At 71.9% G+C, this 15117-nt stretch carries 16 protein-coding genes; 10 read left to right on the forward strand and 6 right to left on the reverse strand.

The features are described from left to right. Positions 1 to 30 precede the first annotated feature (30 nt). From folP to AC3DEV_RS07925, 5 genes are all read left to right on the forward strand, one after another. A complete protein-coding gene (gene folP, locus AC3DEV_RS07905) occupies positions 31 to 843 on the forward strand; it encodes a dihydropteroate synthase (RefSeq protein WP_488371807.1) in 813 nt (270 codons plus the stop codon). A gap of 75 nt (positions 844 to 918) precedes the next feature. Continuing rightward, positions 919 to 1287: a DivIVA domain-containing protein gene (locus AC3DEV_RS07910; protein ID WP_132063448.1), complete on the forward strand. Its 369-nt coding sequence runs from the start codon at positions 919 to 921 to the stop codon at positions 1285 to 1287. Positions 1288 to 1379: 92 nt separating this feature from the next. Next, positions 1380 to 1547: a DUF3117 domain-containing protein gene (locus AC3DEV_RS07915; RefSeq protein WP_067718434.1), complete on the forward strand. Its 168-nt coding sequence runs from the start codon at positions 1380 to 1382 to the stop codon at positions 1545 to 1547. 77 nt (positions 1548 to 1624) lie between these two features. Further along, the gene (locus tag AC3DEV_RS07920; RefSeq protein ID WP_366220144.1) at positions 1625 to 3100 is read left to right on the forward strand and encodes a leucyl aminopeptidase family protein; all 1476 of its coding nucleotides are present in this window, start codon (positions 1625 to 1627) and stop codon (positions 3098 to 3100) included. Between the two features lie 53 nt (positions 3101 to 3153). After that, positions 3154 to 4062 carry a putative RNA methyltransferase gene (locus AC3DEV_RS07925; protein WP_488371808.1) on the forward strand — a complete coding sequence of 303 codons (909 nt, stop codon included), beginning with the start codon at positions 3154 to 3156 and terminating at the stop codon, positions 4060 to 4062. Here AC3DEV_RS07925 and glgA read toward each other — a convergent pair. Next, a complete protein-coding gene (gene glgA, locus AC3DEV_RS07930) occupies positions 4051 to 5217 on the reverse strand; it encodes a glycogen synthase (protein ID WP_069388937.1) in 1167 nt (388 codons plus the stop codon). The genes AC3DEV_RS07925 and glgA overlap by 12 nt on opposite strands. Before the next feature lie 143 nt (positions 5218 to 5360). On the opposite strand from glgA, the gene glgC reads away from it, so the two are divergent. Beyond that, positions 5361 to 6587, forward strand: coding sequence for a glucose-1-phosphate adenylyltransferase (gene glgC / locus AC3DEV_RS07935; RefSeq protein WP_067718424.1), 1227 nt, complete (start codon positions 5361 to 5363; stop codon positions 6585 to 6587). Between the two features lie 42 nt (positions 6588 to 6629). On the opposite strand, the gene AC3DEV_RS07940 is transcribed toward glgC, so the two are convergent. Then, positions 6630 to 7238: an O-methyltransferase gene (locus AC3DEV_RS07940; protein ID WP_067718421.1), complete on the reverse strand. Its 609-nt coding sequence runs from the start codon at positions 7236 to 7238 to the stop codon at positions 6630 to 6632. Positions 7239 to 7440: 202 nt separating this feature from the next. Here AC3DEV_RS07940 and sigE point away from each other — a divergent pair, with 202 nt between their 5' ends. The 4 genes from sigE to tatB all read left to right on the forward strand — a co-directional run bounded on the left by sigE (position 7441) and on the right by tatB (position 10691). Beyond that, positions 7441 to 8061, forward strand: a complete 621-nt coding sequence (sigE, locus tag AC3DEV_RS07945) for an RNA polymerase sigma factor SigE (RefSeq protein WP_069388940.1) — start codon at positions 7441 to 7443, stop codon at positions 8059 to 8061. A 139-nt stretch (positions 8062 to 8200) separates the two neighbouring features. Beyond that, positions 8201 to 8632, forward strand: a complete 432-nt coding sequence (locus AC3DEV_RS07950; RefSeq protein ID WP_067718415.1) for an anti-sigma factor family protein — start codon at positions 8201 to 8203, stop codon at positions 8630 to 8632. Positions 8633 to 8642: 10 nt separating this feature from the next. Further along, positions 8643 to 10160: a trypsin-like peptidase domain-containing protein gene (locus tag AC3DEV_RS07955; protein WP_185950360.1), complete on the forward strand. Its 1518-nt coding sequence runs from the start codon at positions 8643 to 8645 to the stop codon at positions 10158 to 10160. A gap of 60 nt (positions 10161 to 10220) precedes the next feature. Beyond that, on the forward strand, positions 10221 to 10691 hold the full coding sequence (gene tatB / locus AC3DEV_RS07960; RefSeq protein ID WP_067718409.1) for a Sec-independent protein translocase protein TatB: 471 nt from the start codon (positions 10221 to 10223) through the stop codon (positions 10689 to 10691). A gap of 97 nt (positions 10692 to 10788) precedes the next feature. Here tatB and AC3DEV_RS07965 read toward each other — a convergent pair whose 3' ends face one another. From AC3DEV_RS07965 to AC3DEV_RS07980, 4 genes are all read right to left on the reverse strand, one after another. Beyond that, on the reverse strand, positions 10789 to 11928 hold the full coding sequence (locus AC3DEV_RS07965) for an Mrp/NBP35 family ATP-binding protein (protein ID WP_067718407.1): 1140 nt from the start codon (positions 11926 to 11928) through the stop codon (positions 10789 to 10791). 39 nt (positions 11929 to 11967) lie between these two features. Next, positions 11968 to 13023, reverse strand: coding sequence for a lytic transglycosylase domain-containing protein (locus tag AC3DEV_RS07970; RefSeq protein ID WP_253695910.1), 1056 nt, complete (start codon positions 13021 to 13023; stop codon positions 11968 to 11970). A 168-nt stretch (positions 13024 to 13191) separates the two neighbouring features. Then, positions 13192 to 13743 (reverse strand): DUF1003 domain-containing protein, encoded by a 552-nt coding sequence (locus AC3DEV_RS07975; protein WP_067718401.1) that lies wholly within the window; start codon positions 13741 to 13743, stop codon positions 13192 to 13194. Further along, on the reverse strand, positions 13740 to 15053 hold the full coding sequence (locus tag AC3DEV_RS07980; RefSeq protein ID WP_119191780.1) for a magnesium transporter MgtE N-terminal domain-containing protein: 1314 nt from the start codon (positions 15051 to 15053) through the stop codon (positions 13740 to 13742). The genes AC3DEV_RS07975 and AC3DEV_RS07980 overlap by 4 nt, the downstream gene beginning before the upstream one ends. Positions 15054 to 15117: the final 64 nt, after the last annotated feature.

The following is a 15117-nucleotide window of genomic DNA, read 5'->3' on the forward strand; positions in this document are numbered from 1 at the left end:
CGCCCGGTTCCGGTCGACCGCCCGCTGGTGATGGCGATCGTCAACCGCACCCCGGACTCCTTCTACGACCGTGGGGCCACGTTCACCGACACGGCGGCGATGGCCCGGGTCGACGAGGTGGTGGCAGCCGGCGCGGACATCCTCGACATCGGCGGCGTCAAGGCCGGGCCCGGTGACCTCGTCGACGCCGCGGAGGAGACCCGCAGGGTCGTGCCGTTCGTACAGGCCGTGCGTGACCGTCACCCGGACGTGGTGATCTCGATCGACACCTGGCGGGGCGAGGTCGCCCGGCGCGCGGTGGCGGCCGGGGCGGATCTGGTCAACGACACGTGGGCGGGTCACGATCCCGGCGTCCTGACCGCGGCGGGGGAGGCGGGCGCCGGGTTCGTCTGTTCGCACACGGGCGGTGCGGTGCCCCGGACGCGGCCGTTCCGCGTGGGGTATGCCGACGTCGTCCGCGACGTCGTCGACGAACTCTCGGCGGCTGCCGACCGCGCGCTGGCAGCCGGTGTCCCGCCGGACGGCATCCTCGTCGACCCCACCCACGACTTCGGCAAGAACACCTTCCACGGCCTCGAGTTGTTGCGACGGATGGACGAGATCGTGGCGATCGGGCACCCGGTCCTCATGGCGCTGAGCAACAAGGACTTCGTCGGCGAGACCCTGGACGCGGGCGTGGACGACCGCGCGGAGGGCACCCTCGCGGCGACCTCGGTCGCGGCCTACCTCGGTGCGCGGGTCTTCCGCACCCACGACGTCCCGGGGACACTGCGTGCCCTCGAGATGGTGTCGTCGATCGTGGGGACGCGCCGACCTGCGCGAACCGTACGCGGCCTGGCGTGACTTGCCACACCGCCGGGGGCGGGCCGTGTGCCAGACTGGCCGCGGCGCTAGTCACTACAGGAGGGGAGCACGGGAATGCTCACCATCGTCGTCTACGTGGTCGTCACCCTGGTCGTTGCGGCGGGGCTGTTCGGGCTGTCGCTCGTGGTGTTCGGTCGTTCCGAGGTGTTGCCGCCCGTGGCCCGGGACCACACGGTCACCCACCTGCCGGACGGGGCCCTGACCGGTGATGATCTCCGGTCGGTGCGATTCGGTATGTCTGCGCGTGGTTACACCATGGCGGAGGTCGACTGGGCACTCGAACAGGCCGCGGTCGAGATCGACCGGCTCCGGGCCCGGTTGGGCGAGGACGTCACCGTGGCCGGGGACGCCGCGGCGAACGGGGCGCAGAACGGGGTGGACGGTCGTCCCGCTACGGCGTCCGGACGCGGCCGGACGCGCTAGAATCGACATCATCCACTCAGCAGTACCGATCGTGGGGACGGGCGCCCGCACAGTGCGCCGCCCCGCGGACAAGGACGAAGGGAAACGACTCGATGGCGGCTATGAAGCCCAGGACCGGTGACGGACCGATGGAGGCGGCCAAGGAAGGCCGTGGGATCGTCATGCGCGTCCCTCTGGAGGGTGGCGGGCGTCTCGTCGTCGAGCTGACCCCCGATGAGGCCAAGTCGCTCAGCGAGGAGCTGTCGCAGGCCATCTCCTGATCTCGTCGCCCCACCGATGCCGGCGCATCCGACCCTCGTGGCGGGTGCGCCGACTCATATCCCGGAAGGTCCTCCCGATGTCCGTCGTCCCTGGCCGTCCCCTGCCCTCGCTCCGTGTCGTCTCCGGTCCCGCCCCCGATGCCGCGCTGGCGGTCGTCACCCGCGCTCCCGAGCCCGGTCGCGTGCCGCTGGGGCACGCCGACGAGGCGCGGGTCTCCGTCCACGACGGGCGACCGGTGGTCGAGGTCGAGTTGGCCGACTCCGCGCCCCGTCCCGGCTGGTCGGGGGCGGTGGATCACGGTCTGGGGCACCGGCGGGCGGGCGCCGCGTTGGCCCGCCACCTACGGGACTCGCGGGCGGAGGGGCCGGTGACCGTGGCCGTGCCCGGGGCCCTACCGGCGGACCGGGTAGGCGATCTGGTCATCGGGTACCTCCTGGGTGCGCGGGGCCAGGACGTCTTCGCCGCGGACCCCGCACCGGTCGTTCCCGATCTGGTCGTGGAGGTGGCGGCCGGTCCGGGCAGCGGCGATGACGACGAGGTGATCGTCGCCCGCGCGGTGGCGGCGGCCGAGGAGGAAGCCCGGGCCACGGCGATGGCGCGCGATCTCGCCGGGGCCCCCTCCGATCTGAAGACACCCGAGTGGCTGGTGGCCCGGATGGCCGAGGCACTGGGCGAGGCGGGCATGCGGACCGAGGTCATCGAGGGAGAGGGGCTCGTCTCCGGCGGGTTCGGCGGCGTGCTCGCGGTGGGCGGGGGCTCGGCGGCCGGCCCGCGCGTCCTGGTGGCCCGCCGCCCCGGCCCGGGCCCGCGGGTGCTGCTGGTGGGCAAGGGCATCACCTTCGACACCGGGGGGATCTCGGTCAAGCCCGCCGACGGGATGCACCTCATGCGCACGGATATGGCGGGCTCGGCCGCGGTCGTGGCGGCGGCCGCGGCGTTCTGTTCGGACGGGTCGCCCGGGTACGCCGATGTCGACCTGACCGTGGTGGTGCCCTCCGCCGAGAACATGCTGTCCGGTTCCGCCTACCGCCCGGGTGACGTCGTCACGCACGTGGGCGGAACGACGTCCGAGGTCACGAACACGGACGCGGAGGGCCGGATGGTCCTCGCCGACGCGCTCGCCCACGGCATCGCCGAGTGCGACCCGGAGGTCGTCGTGGACGTGGCCACCCTCACGGGTGCGATGAAGGTCGCGCTGGGGATGCGCACGGGAGCGGTCATGGGGAACGACGACGACCTCGCCGACCGGGTCGCCGCGGCGGGGGCCGCGGCGGGGGAGCGATGGTGGCGGCTGCCGCTCCCCGACGATCTGCGCCCGGCGGTCCGCTCCGACATCGCCGACCGTCGGCAGGCACCCACGGGGCCGGGTGCCATCACCGCGGCGTTGTTCCTCGAGGGCTTCGTGGACGGTCGGCCGTGGGCGCACCTCGACATCGCGGGGCCGGCCCGCTCGTCCGAGGAGATCGATGAGGTCGGGCCGGTGGCCACCGGGTTCGCGACGCGCACGCTCATGGCGTTGCTCCGCGACCTCGCGGACCGGCCCCGCCCGTGAGTTCCTCCCCGTCAGCACCTGCGGGCTCGGGGCCGGCCGCCCTCGACCGCGTCGTGCCGCTGTTGCGCTGTCCGGTCTGCGGACAGGGTATGGAGGCCGTGGGCCGGGCGGTGGTGTGCGCTGCCGGGCATTCGTTCGACCGGGCCCGGCAGGGGCACCTCAGCCTCTTCGGTCCCCGCGGCCGGCGCTTCCCCGGCGACGGAGCGGACCAGGTCGCGGCGCGCGACCGGGTCCTCGGCTCGGGACTGTTCGACCCCCTCGTGGCGATCCTCGCCGGAGTCGCCCGCGAGGCGTTCGCGCCCGGGACCGGCGGCGTCCACGCGGGACCGGCCCGGCCGGTGGTGCTCGAGCCCGGCGCCGGGACCGGCTTCTACCTCGCCGGTGTCGTCGACGCGCTGGCGGGGGCCGGGCGACCGGCCGGCGCGCTCGGGGTCGGCACGGAGATCTCCACCGCGGCGGCGCGCCGACTCGCCAGGGTCCACGATGACGTCGCGGCCCTGGTCGCGGACACCTGGGACGGACTCCCGCTCGCGGACGACTGCGTCGACCTGGTGCAGGTGGTCTTCGCCCCGAGGAACCCGGCGGAGTTCGCCCGGGTGCTCCGGCCGGGTGGCACGTTGGTCGTCGCCGTTCCCGGGCCGGGCCATCTCGAGCCGCTGCGTTCGGCCGGCGGCATGCTGGAGCCGGCCCCGGACAAGTCGGACCGCCTGGACGCGGACCTCGCCGACCACTTCCGCCCCGGCGAGGTGCGTACCGTCGACGTGCTCACCGAGGTCCCCGCCCCGGTGGCCGTGGACCTGGCGCTCATGGGGCCGAGCGGCGTCCACCTCGACAGGTCCGGGCTCGAGGCCCGGTTGGGCCCGCAGGACCGCCCGGTCCGGATACACGTCGAGGTGCACACCTACCGGGCGCTGCCGGCCGGGAGGCCGCCTCCACGGCCGGGGGAGCCTCTACAGCAGTGAGGCGTACATCCGATGGGTCTGCTCGGCGATCGCCTCCCACGAGAACCGGGTACGGGCCCGCTCCTTGCCCGCCAGCCCCATCCGGGCGGCCTTGCCCGGGTCCGCCACCAGGTCGTTGACGGCAGCCGCGAGCCCGGCCTCGAATGCGTCGGTCGCGGATGCGTCGTAGTGCACGAGGGTGCCCGTCTCGCCGTCGACGACCACCTCGGGGATCCCGCCGACATCGGACGCCACGACCGCCGTGTCGCACGCCATCGCCTCCAGGTTGACGATGCCCAGTGGCTCGTAGACCGACGGGCAGGCGAAGACCGTCGCGGCGGAGAGGATCTCGATGACCTCCTCGCGCGGCAACATGTCGCGCAGCCAGAACACACCGTCGCGGGTGGACTGCAGCTCCGCCACCAGCGACTCCATCTCGGCGGCGATCTCGGGGGTGTCCGGGGCGCCGGCGCACAGCACCAGCTGGGCGTCAGGGTGGAAGTCCCGGGCGGCGCGCACCAGGTGGGGCACGCCCTTCTGCCGGGTGATCCGTCCGACGAACGCCACGATCGGCCGGTCCGGGTCCACGCCGTTCCGGCGCAGGACCGAACCCTCGCCGGCGAAGGTCTCGACGGGTGACCACACGGAGGTGTCGATGCCGTTGAGGATCACGTGGATGCGGTCCGGGTCGATCTCGGGGTAGACGCGCAGGATCTCGTCCTTCATCCGGGCGCTCACCGCGACCACCGCGTCGGCTCCCGCGAAGGCGGTGCGCTCCGACCACGACGAGACCCGGTATCCACCGCCGAGCTGCTCGGCCTTCCACGGCCGGCTGGGTTCCAGTGAATGCGCGGACACAACGTGCGGGATGCCGTAGAGCTGCCCCGCGAGGTGCCCGGCGAGCCCCGTGTACCAGGTGTGGGAGTGGACGAGGTCCGCGCCCTCGGCCGCGACGCTCATGCGCAACCCGGCGGAGAGAGTCTGGATCGCGGGGTTGGCGTCCGCGCCCAACTCGGGATCCGGTCGGAAAGCGCGGGCGGTGTCGCGGTCGGCCCCCATGCACAGCACGTCCACCTCGCACAGCGGCCGTAGGTTGGCCACCAGTTCGGTCACGTGCACTCCGGCACCGCCGTAGACCTCAGGCGGGTACTCCCTCGTCATCATCGCTACTCGCACACCGGCCAAGGTAGTCGCTCGGGCCCCCGCCCGAGGCGTGCCCGGCGAACACCGCCCGACCGCGGGGTTACGGTTCGGTACTGGGCGGGGGCAAACCCCACGATGACCGGTCCGGGTGAGGGCGGAGTCGATACGGTGGGGGCGTGAGGAATCAGCCGCACGTCCTAGCAATCGTCCTCGCCGGTGGCGAGGGCAAGCGACTCTTCCCGCTCACGGCGGACCGGGCCAAACCCGCGGTGCCGTTCGGGGGGTCCTACCGTCTCATCGACTTCGTGCTCAGCAACCTCGTCAACGCGGGGTTCATGCAGATCTGCGTCCTCACCCAGTACAAGTCCCACTCGCTGGACCGCCACATCGCCCAGGTGTGGCACATGCGCGGGATGGGCGGCGAGTACGTCGCACCGGTCCCCGCCCAGCAACGTCTGGGCCCCCGCTGGTACACCGGGTCGGCCGACGCGATCCTGCAGTCGCTCAACCTGGTCTACGACGAGAAGCCGGACCACATCGTCGTGTTCGGCGCGGACCACGTGTACCGGATGGACCCCAGGCAGATGCTGGACCACCACATCTCCACCGGCGCCGCCGTGACCGTCGCGGGGATCCGTGTCCCGCGCAGCGAGGCGTTCGCGTTCGGCTGCATCGACGCCGGCGACGACGACCTGATCCGCGGCTGGGTCGAGAAGCCCTCCGACCCCCCGGGCACGCCGGATGATCCGGACGCGACCTTCGCCTCCATGGGCAACTACATCTTCACCACCGACGCCCTCATCGAGGCGCTCAAGGCGGACGCGGAGAAGCCCGACTCCACCCACGACATGGGCGGCGACATCATCCCGGCCCTCGTCGAGCAGGAGCGGGCCTACGTCTACGACTTCGCCCTGAACAACGTCCCCGGCGAGACCGAGCGTGATGCCGGGTACTGGCGCGACGTGGGCACCATCGACGCGTTCTACGACGCGCACATGGACCTGGTGTCGGTGCACCCCGTGTTCAACCTCTACAACTCCCTGTGGCCCATCCGGACCCAGCAGGACAACCTGCCGCCGGCGAAGTTCGTCAACGGCGGCATGTCCCAGGAATCCATGGTCGGCTCGGGGACGATCGTCTCCGCCGCCACCGTGCGCAACTCGGTGTTGTCGAACAACGTCATCGTCGAGGACGGGGCGGTCGTCGAGGGCAGTGTCCTCATGCCGGGCGTCCGCATCGGTCGCGGGGCCGTGGTCCGCAAGGCGATCGTCGACAAGAACTGCCACATCGGCGACGGGGACCTGATCGGTGTGGATCACGAACGCGACCGCAGCCGGTTCCCGGTCAGCGCGGGCGGCGTGGTGAGCGTCGCCAAGAACACCACCACCTCACTGCAGGGCTGACCTCGCGCCCCGGGGGGTGAACCCTTGGGAGGGGAGGACCGCTCAGAGGGTGACCACGGTCAGGCCGGTCCCCACGGGGAGCACCGTGACGTGCGCGCGCTCGGGGAGCTCCGCGTCCTCGGGCAGCGGGGCGTGCTCGCCCATCAGGACCAGCGCGCCGCCGGCGCGCAACAGCTGGTGGGATCGGGAGATCACGCGCGGCACCGAATGTGCCGGGACGTCCGCGACCACGAGGTCGTAGGCGCCGTCCGCGAGTTTGTCGGCCACCTCGAGCGGCCGGGCGGCGATGTAGCGGGCGGAGGAGGCGGGATGGCCCGCGCCGCGGACGGCCGATCGCGCCGCCTCGAGGTGATGCGGGTCGTCGGTGATGCAGGTGACCACGGCTCCGGAGCCGGGCGCGGCCGCCGCGAGGATCGCCAGAGCGGGGACTCCCGGCGCGGGGGTGATGCACACGGCGGCGCGGGTGCCGTTCAAGCGGGCCACCAGGCGGATCGCGTCCGCGGTCAGGGCGTCCGGCGAGGCGGCCCCGAGTTCCTCGGCCTCGGCCCGTGCGGAGGCGTAGAGCGAGTCGTCGACGAGAGCGGCGCTGCGTTGCGCCATCCCGTCGAGACCGGAGCGATCGGTGGCGGGGACATCAGAGGAATCGGACACCTGAGCAGCGTATCCCCGACCGGGGAGGCAGCGGTGACCAACGCGCGGTGATCGGATCGGTATCAGACTCTCAGGGCTGTCTCAGTACGTGTATACCGTGAGGACAGCCCCGTAGGGGAGGGTGGGCACACGTCGCGCCACGAGGGCGCGGCCACCACCGCGCGGGCTCCCACAGGCCCGGGCCGGAAGGCGGCGGCAGCGCATGTACTCACGAACCGTGCACGGGACGGCGATCGCACCGGTCGCCCTCGACGAGGCGGCCGGGACCGCTCGTTTCGACGCCACCGGCGAGGCTACGGACATGCCGTCCTGGTCCGAGCTCGTCGCGCAGCACGGTGACCGTGTCTACCGCCTGGCGTACCGCCTCTGCGGGAACGCCCACGACGCCGAGGACATCACCCAGGAGGCGTTCATCAGGGTGTTCCGCTCGCTGGACCGCTACAAGCCGGGGACCTTCGAGGGCTGGATGCACCGTATCGTCACCAACCTGTTCCTCGATTCCGCACGCCGGCGCGGGCGCATCCGCTTCGAGGCGCTGCCCGAGGACGCCGAAAGGGTGCCCGGTCGAGAACGCAGCCCGGAGCAGGTGATCTCGGAGGAGACGTTCGACCCCGTCCTGCAGACCGCCCTGGCCAACCTGTCTCCGGAGTTCCGCGCCGCCGTGGTCCTCAGTGACATCGAGGACCTCAGCTACGAGGAGGTCGGACGCATCCTGGGCGTGAAGATGGGCACCGTCAGGAGCCGGATCCACCGCGGACGGGCCGCGTTGCGTGCGGAACTCGAGGCGGCCGGGGTCACCGGCGCCCACCAGCGCATCGACTGATCCCTCCGGCGATCGGCACAACCCGCGTCCGTACCGGGAACAGCGGGTGGCGGCGCGGGAACCCTGCGGGTACGCCGGACGTTGACCCCTCGACGGGGACTCGGACGAGCCCACGAGATGACCGGAGAAGGGGAGGGGCGTGGACAGACACCTCCACGAACGCGGACCCGGCCCCGAGTTCACGCTGTCGTTCGACTCGGCGCGGAAAGTGGTCGACAGGACCGGCCCGCCCCGCGCCAGGGAGAGCTTCCTGTCCACCGACCACCTCTCCACGGAAGCCGCGGCAGCCTATGTCGACGGTCGGCTACCGCCCTCGGGGCAGTCCCGGGCCGACGCCCACCTGGCCCGGTGTCCGCACTGTCGTCGGGAGGTCGAGGTCCAGCGTGAGGCACGCCGCGCACTGCGCGGATCCGGCCCCATCCAGATGCCCCGCGAACTCCTCGAACGGCTGCGGTCACTCGAGGACGCACCCGATCCGGCCACGCGGACGGGCCCCGATCCGGTGGCCGGGTCCGAGGAGACCCACGGTTGGTCGAGACTGCTTCGCCGGCTGTGGCGACGCGGCAACTAGGGTGGGCCGGGTGGAGGACGACACAGGCGCGGCCGGGCCCGCGGCGCGGGACGGGGAACCGGACCGCCCGCTTCGTGAACCCGCCCCGATCGATCGGCCGGCCGTGGGCGAGGACGATGTCGCACGGTTCGCCCGACCAGACGGGGTCACCGGTGGATTCGACCCGTCCCGTGCCGGTGCCGCCGCGCACCCCGGCCCGCTCCTCGGCAGCGACGCCGATCCGGTCCTCGAGCAGGCCTTCGCCCCGGCCCCGGGAGCCGCTCGGGGTATAGAGCGGCATCCGGCGTGGCAGGACGAGTCCGAGGTTCCACCGCCGCCCGCTCCGGACCCGTGGCGCGACCCCGACGCTCCGGTCGGGTACGGCGCACCCGCAGTGCCCGCCACTGCCGACCACGAGCCGGTCGACCTGTCGGGCGCGGCCGCGGCCCCCGCTGCCAGGCTCTCGCTGTCCGAGGCACTGTTCGAACGTCGGCTGAGCAGTCAGGCCGTGGCCGGCGCGACCGCGGCCGTCGCCGTCGTCGCCCTCGTCGCGGGCGCCATCGGCGCCGTCGTGGCGGACTCCGCGCGCGTCCTCACCACTTCCACCGTCCGGATCGCCGACGCCCCGGAGAACGTCATCCGATCCGACAACCCGATCGGTGAGGTCGCCCAGCGCGTCCAACCCGCCGTCGTCAACATCTCGGTGTCCACGGCGTCGGCCCAGGGGGAGGGCTCCGGCATCGTCATCGACCCACAGGGCTACATCGTGACGAACAACCACGTCGTCACCATGGACGGCGCCGCCGACCGCGCGGACATCGACGTCATCTTCCCCGACGGCTCCAGGGCCTCGGCCGAGATGGTGGGGCGCGACCCCGCCACCGACCTCGCGGTCCTCAAGGTCGACGACGTCCAGAACCTCACCGTCGCCACCCTGGGCGACTCGGACGACGTCCAAGTGGGGGAGCAGGTCATCGCCATCGGCTCGCCCCTCGGACTCGCCCGGACCGTCACCGAGGGCATCGTCTCGGCGACCCGGCGCCCGATCGCCCTCGGGGAGGCCACCTCGGACGGCGACGTGGTGATCGACGCGATCCAGACGGACGCCGCCATCAACCCCGGTAACTCCGGGGGACCGCTCATCGACGGGACCGGAGCGGTCATCGGTATCAACACCTCCATCTTCACCCAGTCCGGGGGTTCCATCGGTCTCGGCTTCGCCATCCCGGTCAACGACGTCCGCGAGATTGCGACGTCGCTCATGACCGACGGGGCGGTCCGCCACGCCACGATCGGCGTCAACGCCCGCAAGGCGGACAACGGGTCGGTGGAGGGCGCCGAGATCGTCAACGTGCGTGAGGGCTCGCCCGCCGAGGAGGGCGGACTCCGGGAAGGGGACGTCGTGACCAGGGTCGGTGACCGGCAGGTGCGTTCCTCCGATGAACTGGTGGTGGCCGTCCGTCGCGCCGGGGCGGACGTCGACGTCCCGGTCGAGGTCATCCGCGGTGGAACGCGGGTCGAACTGACCGTGCGCCCCGCGCTGGGCTGACCGGGGGCACCGGACAACTCGGGTTCCCACCGGTGAGCCCGGCGACGTATCCTGGCTGCGATGTTCACAAACGTGGGGTGGTCCGAGCTCCTGGTGCTCGGCGTGGTGGCCTTGGTGGTCCTGGGGCCCGAGCGCCTACCCGAGGCCGCCCGTTGGCTGGCCTCGGCGATCCGCAAGGTCCGTGAGTTCGCCAGCAACGCCCAGCAGCAGCTCCGGGATGACTACGGGACCGAGTTCGAGGAGTTCCGGGAGCCCCTCAAGCAGCTCAACGACCTGCGTGGGCTGAGTCCGCGCGCGATGGTCACCAAGCATCTCCTTGACGGTGACGACTCCCTGTTCTCCGGGGACTTCGGAGCCGCTGCGCCGGCGGGCGCTCCCGCGGTCGCCGGCGGGGCGGGTTCCGCGGGAACGGCCTCCGCCGACCCCCGCCGGTCGACGGCGCCGCGGACCGCCGGCACCGCACCCGTCCGGGACACCCCGGCGCCGCCGCCCCCGTCATCGGGACCCGTGTGGGACAGCGACGCCACCTGACCCGCCCTCACGACCGGTCCGGCGCGCGTCCGGCCCGACCCGCGGCGGACAGACGGCACGAACGGCCGGGGGCTGAGCCCCCGGCCGTCGCCGTCCGTCAGAGGTGCCGGGTGGTGTCGATCCCGAGGTTCATCCCCGCCAGGCCCCGGGGGCGCACGGCCAGACCGTCCGCGATCTCGCGGTATGCGCGCCCGGACGGCGAATCCGGCTCGGCGAGGACGATGGGCGTGCCCTCGTCCCCGTGCTCGCGCACGGCCTGCTCCAGGGGGACCTGACCGAGCAACGTGACGGGTGCACCGACCGAGCGGGACAGATTGGCCGCCACCTCGGCACCGCCGCCGGTGCCGAAGACATCCATCCTGGTGCCGTCGGGCAGCTCGAGCCATGACATGTTCTCGATGACACCCGCGATGCGCTGACGGGTCTGCAGCGCGATCGATCCGGCCCGCTCGGCCACCTCTGCGGCAGCCTGCTGGGGCGTGGTGACCACGAGGATCTCCGCGGAGGGGATGAGCTGCGCGATCGAGATCGCCACATCGCCCGTGCCGGGGGGCAGGTCCATCAGCAGGACGTCGAGATCACCCCAGTAGACGTCCGCGAGGAACTGCTGCAACGCCCGGTGGAGCATGGGCCCGCGCCACACAACCGGGGTGTTGCCCTTCGTGAACTGTGCGATCGAGATGACCTTCACGTCGTGCGCGACTGGCGGCAGGATCATCTGCTCCACCTGGGTCGGCCGCGCGTCGGTCCCCAGCATCCGCGGGATCGAGTGGCCGTAGATGTCGGCGTCCAGTACACCCACGGAGAGCCCCCGCGAGGCGAGGGCCGTGGCGAGGTTGACCGTCGCGGTGGACTTGCCGACCCCTCCCTTGCCCGAGGCGACCGCGTAGACGCGGGTCAGGTTGCCGGGCTGGGCGAACGGGATGACGGGCTCCGCGGCATCCCCGCGCAGATGCTTGCGCAGTTCGGTGCGCTGCTCGTCGCTCATCACGTCGAGCTCGACAGCGATCTCGCCGACGCCCGGGACGTCGGCCACCGCCGTGCGGACGCGGTCGGTGATGGTGTCCCGCATCGGACAGGTGGCGACGGTCAGGTAGATGCCGATGTCGACCCGGCCGGTGGCGGGGTCCACCTCGACACCCTTGACCATGCCGAGCTCCGTGAGCGGCTTCCGGATCTCCGGGTCGTCGACCTTCGCCAGGGCGGCCCGGATCAGTTCTTCGCTGGGTGCACTCATGATGCCCCGAGTCTAGGCGTCACGGCACCGAGTGACGATTCAGGCAGGCGGCGGCGGCACGCAGAACGGAGGTATGCAGGGCAACTCGATCACGGGCAAACCCGGTAGCGCCGGAGCCGGGGGCGCCACCGCCGGAGGCGCCGGGCGTTCGGGCGACGGCGTCGGAGTCGGCGTCGCCGACGGCGAAGGCGAGGCGCTGGGCGCGGGCGGGGCCGGAGTCGTCGGGGGCTCGACCTCCGTGCAACCGGGCACCGGGGCCTCGGGCTCACCCGGAGCAACGGGCTCGGGTGCCTCGGTGGGCTCGCCCTCCCATCCCTCGGGGCATCGCTCGGGCGGCTCCGGGGGTTCGATGGTGGGTTCGGGCTGGTGGATCTCCGGCAGGTCCGACGGCAGCGGGACGGCGTTGACCGCATAGCCGTGGGCCCAGGCGTTCACGTTGGCGACATAGGCCAGCGAGTTGTTGTAGGCCAGGACCGCCCGGGTGCGGGCGGCGGGATCGGCCATCGATCCCCCCTGCCCACACAGCAGGGACGCCGCCGACAGCGCGCCGTCGTAGATGTTGTTCGGATCGGCCACCCCGTCGTCGTTGGCGTCGCGACCGAGACCGGCCCAGGTCGAGGGGATGAACTGCACGGGGCCCACCGCGCGGTCGAACTCCGCATCGCCGTCGAACCGGCCCCCGTCCGTGTCGGTGATGACGGCGGTTCCCGGAAGGCTCCCATCGAGGCGGGGGCCCAGGATGCGGCCGATGGTGTTGCCGTGGACGTCGAACCGACCACGTCCCTGGTTGGACTCGACCTGGCCGATACCGGCCAGGAGAGTCCAGTCCATCTCGCAGGCGGGCTTCTCCGCATTGAGGCGGTCCGCGGCGCGGTGATAGGCGTCGAGGGCGATGCCGGGGATGCCCAGCGGCCCGTCCGGGATGGTCGCCGGCTCGATGTGGGCGGCGCCGGGGTCCTCCGGTGCGGCCGGTTCCTCCTCCGGGGACGGCTCTGTGGTGCGGGAGGTGGCGGGAGCCTCGGTCACCGTCGGCGTGCTGGGCGCGTACTCGGCCAGCGGAGTGATGTCCGGCGGCGCGGGGCGACTGGTGTCCATGTTCAGTCCCACGGCCGACAGCACAGCGATCGCGCTGGCGGTAACGGCGGCACTGGTCAGAACCCGGCGATCGGCGTTGTGCGCAAAACGGCGCAAGACTTCCCCCTACGACTTCCCGGTCGGCCCAGCGAACGTGCTGCGCCCCACGACGTTCCGTCCCGGCCGAGGCTACCCCCGGCCCTTGACGTCTGAATCGGTTTTGTTGTGATCGGCGTTACACGTCCCGGGTTCGAGGCCGGAGAGGAGGGTCTCGATCCGCTCGACGGAATCACGGAGGTCGTCGAGCTCCCGCCGGAGGTAGTCGCGGGTGACCGTCTCACCGACGGAGAGCCGGACCGAGGCGAGTTCCCGGGCGAGGAACTCGGTGTCCGCCTTGGTCTGCGTGGCGCGGAGGCGATCCTCCCTGACGGACTCCTTGTCGCGGTCCTCCTGCCGGTTCTGTGCGAGCAGGATCAGCGGAGCGGCGTAGGCGGCCTGCGTCGAGAACGCGAGGTTGAGCAGGATGAAGGGATACGGGTCGAAGCGCAGGGCGACCACCGCGACGTTGATGATGATCCAGACGATCACGATGATCGTCTGGATCAGCAGATATGTGCCGGTCCCGAAGAACCGCGCGACGGACTCGCTGTAGCGGCCGACCGCGTCTGCGTCGAAGCTGATCCTCGGTCTGCGCGAGGTCACCGGCATCGAGAGCGAGGACCGCACGGTGGGCTCGCTCATCGGGTCGCCTCCCTGTCGTCGTGCAGGTCCATGTCCCGCCAGTCGTCCGGGAGGACATGGTCCAGCAGATCGTCGACCGCCACCGCGCCGAGCAGGTGTCCCTCGTCGTCGACCACCGGCCCGCACACGAGATTGTAGGTGGCGAAGAACCTGGTCACGGCGTCCGTCGAGTCGGACGGGCGCAGCGTGGACAGGCTGGTGTCGACGGTCTCGGCCACCATCATCGACGGCAGCTCCCGCAACAGCGCCTGGATGTGGACGCATCCTAGGTACTTGCCCGTCGGTGTCGCGGTGGGGGGCCTCACGACGAAGACGAGGCTGGCCAGGGCCGGGCTGAGGTCGGGGTTGCGGCAGTGGGCGAGGGCCTCGGCCACCGTCGTCTGCGGAGACAGGATGATCGGCTCGGGGGTCATGAGCCCGCCCGCGGTGTCCGCGTCGAACGTGAGCAGACGCCGGACGGGAGCCGAGTCCTCGGGGTTCATGCGTTCCAGGAATGACTCGGCGTCCTGCTCCGGCAACTCGCCGAGCAGATCGGCCACGTCGTCGGGGTCCATCGCCTCGAGCACGTCCGCCGCGCGCTCCAGCTCGAGCCGGGTGACGATCTCGGTCTGCTCGTCGTGGGGCAGCTCCTGCAGGATGTCGGCCAATCGCTCGTCGTCCAGTGTCCGGGCGACCTCCAGCCGACGGACCTCTGGCAGTTCCCGCAGGGCGTTCGCGACGTCGGCCGGGCGCATGTCGGCATAGTGCTCGACCAGGCTCTCGGCACTGTGTTCCGGGGTGCCGATCGCGTCGTCGTCGAGTCCCCGGATCCGGCTCCACGGATGGATCGACACCTCGCCGCGGCGGCCGAGCGAGGCGCGCCCGCGTCGTGCGCGTACGGCGAGTCGGGAGACGAGCCAGTCCCTCGAGCGCTGACGCTCGATCTCCACGTCGACCACCTGGTAACGGATGTCCTTCTGGTCACCGCCCGACTTCTCCGAACCGAGCTGGTCCCGCTCGACTCCGATCACGGAGTCCACCAACGCCCCGAGCACCAGGTTCTCCCCGGGTCGGGACTGGAACCGGTGCAGATTGATGGTGCCCGAGACCAGGGAGACGGACCGGGGGTCGATCGAGGCGACCCTGAGCATCGGCACGAAGATCCTGCGACGCGTGGGTAGTTCGACCACGAGTCCGATCACCCGAGGGGGCTTGTGCCGAGACCGCATCGTCACCACGACGTCCCGGATCCGTCCGATGTCGTCCCCGTCAGGGCCGATCACCGGTAGTCCGGCTAGCCTGGCGACGAAGGCCTTGTTGAGGTTCGCCATGTCGACCAGGCTAGTCACCCACGGGCGGCGCCCGCCCGCCATACCGGACGTAAGGGAGTGCCAC

This window comes from Dietzia sp. IBK-p2-15D (genome assembly GCF_057773105.1).

What these genes read in the sequence shown, in the direction of transcription:
- AC3DEV_RS07980 (WP_119191780.1), bottom strand. Translation starts at nt 15,053, where the DNA reads ATGGCGAACCTCAACAAGGCCTTCGTCGCCAGGCTAGCCGGACTACCG.
- AC3DEV_RS07915 (WP_067718434.1), top strand. Translation starts at nt 1,380, where the DNA reads ATGGCGGCTATGAAGCCCAGGACCGGTGACGGACCGATGGAGGCGGCC.
- AC3DEV_RS07975 (WP_067718401.1), bottom strand. Translation starts at nt 13,743, where the DNA reads ATGAGCGAGCCCACCGTGCGGTCCTCGCTCTCGATGCCGGTGACCTCG.
- sigE (WP_069388940.1), top strand. Translation starts at nt 7,441, where the DNA reads ATGTACTCACGAACCGTGCACGGGACGGCGATCGCACCGGTCGCCCTC.
- AC3DEV_RS07965 (WP_067718407.1), bottom strand. Translation starts at nt 11,928, where the DNA reads ATGAGTGCACCCAGCGAAGAACTGATCCGGGCCGCCCTGGCGAAGGTC.
- AC3DEV_RS07920 (WP_366220144.1), top strand. Translation starts at nt 1,625, where the DNA reads ATGTCCGTCGTCCCTGGCCGTCCCCTGCCCTCGCTCCGTGTCGTCTCC.
- folP (WP_488371807.1), top strand. Translation starts at nt 31, where the DNA reads ATGGCGATCGTCAACCGCACCCCGGACTCCTTCTACGACCGTGGGGCC.
- AC3DEV_RS07970 (WP_253695910.1), bottom strand. Translation starts at nt 13,023, where the DNA reads ATGGACACCAGTCGCCCCGCGCCGCCGGACATCACTCCGCTGGCCGAG.
- tatB (WP_067718409.1), top strand. Translation starts at nt 10,221, where the DNA reads ATGTTCACAAACGTGGGGTGGTCCGAGCTCCTGGTGCTCGGCGTGGTG.
- AC3DEV_RS07910 (WP_132063448.1), top strand. Translation starts at nt 919, where the DNA reads ATGCTCACCATCGTCGTCTACGTGGTCGTCACCCTGGTCGTTGCGGCG.